The organism is Streptomyces sp. URMC 126, assembly GCF_051386555.1.
Taxonomy (GTDB): Bacteria; Actinomycetota; Actinomycetes; order Streptomycetales; family Streptomycetaceae; genus Streptomyces.
Genome location: NZ_JBPQTX010000575.1, coordinates 1 through 1837, shown reverse-complemented (window position 1 = coordinate 1837; position 1837 = coordinate 1). Strand labels below are relative to the sequence as shown.

The window sequence follows — 1837 nt, the reverse complement described above, 5'->3', positions numbered from 1 at the left end:
CTCGCGGGGGCGCGGCCCCCGCGAGAAACGGGAAGGGGCGGGATCGGGGACCCTCACCCCCCGGCCGCCTGCCGAACCAGCGGAATGATCCGCAAAGGCACCGCGTTCTCCATCACGATCGCCGTGGAAGCCCGCACGATCCCCTCGATCCCCACCACCTTGTCGATCACCCGCTGAAGATCAGCGTTGGACCGGGCGACAAGCCGGCAGAGCATGTCCCCGTGCCCGGTGATGGTGTGCAGCTCCAGCACCTCGGGCACCCCCGCCAGGTGCGACCGCACGTCCGGCCCCTCCCCCTGTTTGATCTCCAGCGTCGCGAACGCCGTCACCGGATAGCCGAGCGCCGCGGGGTCCACGTCCGGGCCGAAGCCGCGGATCACGCCCTGGGAGCGCAGCCGGTCCAGGCGGGCCTGGACCGTGCCGCGGGCGACGCCCAGGCGGCGGGACGCCTCCAGGACGCCGATGCGCGGCTCCTGCGCCAGCAGTTCGATCAGCCTGCCGTCCAAACGATCGATCGCCACAGCCGACCCCTCGTAGTCACCATGTACAGAACGCCCGGCGGTTCCGGGGGTCCACTGGTCACATTGCCCAGGAGAAACAGAAACTATTGCGCACCTTGTGGATCGGCGAGACGCTGCGCGTATGACGCAGACCACAGATCACACCTTTGACACCGCTCGGCAGGCCGATCCCTTCCCGGTCAAGGGGATGGACGCGGTGGTCTTCGCCGTCGGGAACGCCAAGCAGGCCGCGCACTACTACTCCTCGGCCTTCGGCATGAAGCTGGTCGCCTACTCCGGACCGGAGAACGGCAGCCGGGAGACGGCGAGTTACGTCCTGGAGTCGGGCGGCGCCCGCTTCGTCCTCACCACCGTCATCAAGGCCACCACCGAGCGCGGCCGTTTCCTGGCGGAGCACGTGGCCGAGCACGGCGACGGCGCCGTGGACCTGGCGATCGAGGTGCCGGACGCCCGTGCCGCCTACGCCTACGCGGTCGAGCACGGCGCGCGGGGCCTGGAGGAGCCGTACGAGCTGAAGGACGAGCACGGGACCGTCGTCCTCGCCTCCATCGCCACCTACGGCCAGACCCGCCACACCCTGGTGGACCGCTCCGGCTACAGCGGCCCGTACCTGCCCGGTTTCGTCGCCGCCGAACCGATCGTGGCGCCGCCCGCCAAGCGCAACTTCCAGGCCATCGACCACTGCGTCGGCAACGTCGAACTCGGCCGGATGGACGAGTGGGTGGAGTTCTACCACCGGGTCATGGGCTTCACGAACATGAAGGAGTTCGTCGGCGACGACATCGCCACCGAGTACTCCGCGCTGATGTCCAAGGTCGTCGCGGACGGCACCCGGAAGGTGAAGTTCCCGCTCAACGAGCCGGCGATCGCCAAGAAGAAGTCGCAGATCGACGAGTACCTGGAGTTCTACGGCGGCCCGGGCCTCCAGCACATCGCCCTCGCCACCAACGACATCGTCACCACCGTGCGGCAGATGAAGGCGGCCGGCGTCCAGTTCCTGGACACCCCGGACAGCTACTACGACACCCTCGGCGAGTGGGCCGGCGAGACCCGGGTGCCGGTCGAGACGCTGCGGGAACTGAAGATCCTGGTGGACCGCGACGAGGACGGCTACCTGCTCCAGATCTTCACCAAGCCGGTCCAGGACCGCCCGACCGTCTTCTTCGAGATGATCGAGCGCCACGGCTCCATGGGCTTCGGCAAGGGCAACTTCAAGGCCCTCTTCGAGGCCATCGAGCGCGAGCAGGAGAAGCGCGGCAACCTCTGACCGGCCGCCCGTGAGCCAACCCCCCACCCGGCGCGGTCCGGCTGTCTCT

The 1837-nt window shown here is 68.8% G+C and carries 2 protein-coding genes; one reads left to right on the top strand and one right to left on the bottom strand.

The window, feature by feature from the left end; translation table 11 throughout:
- Positions 1–53 precede the first annotated feature (53 nt).
- Positions 54–521 (bottom strand): Lrp/AsnC family transcriptional regulator, encoded by a 468-nt coding sequence (locus tag ACSNOK_RS32830; RefSeq protein WP_436784441.1) that lies wholly within the window; start codon positions 519–521, stop codon positions 54–56.
- A gap of 121 nt (positions 522–642) precedes the next feature.
- On the opposite strand from ACSNOK_RS32830, the gene hppD reads away from it, so the two are divergent.
- Positions 643–1788 carry a 4-hydroxyphenylpyruvate dioxygenase gene (gene hppD, locus ACSNOK_RS32825; protein ID WP_436784440.1) on the top strand — a complete coding sequence of 382 codons (1146 nt, stop codon included), beginning with the start codon at positions 643–645 and terminating at the stop codon, positions 1786–1788.
- The last annotated feature ends 49 nt before the right edge of the window (positions 1789–1837 follow it).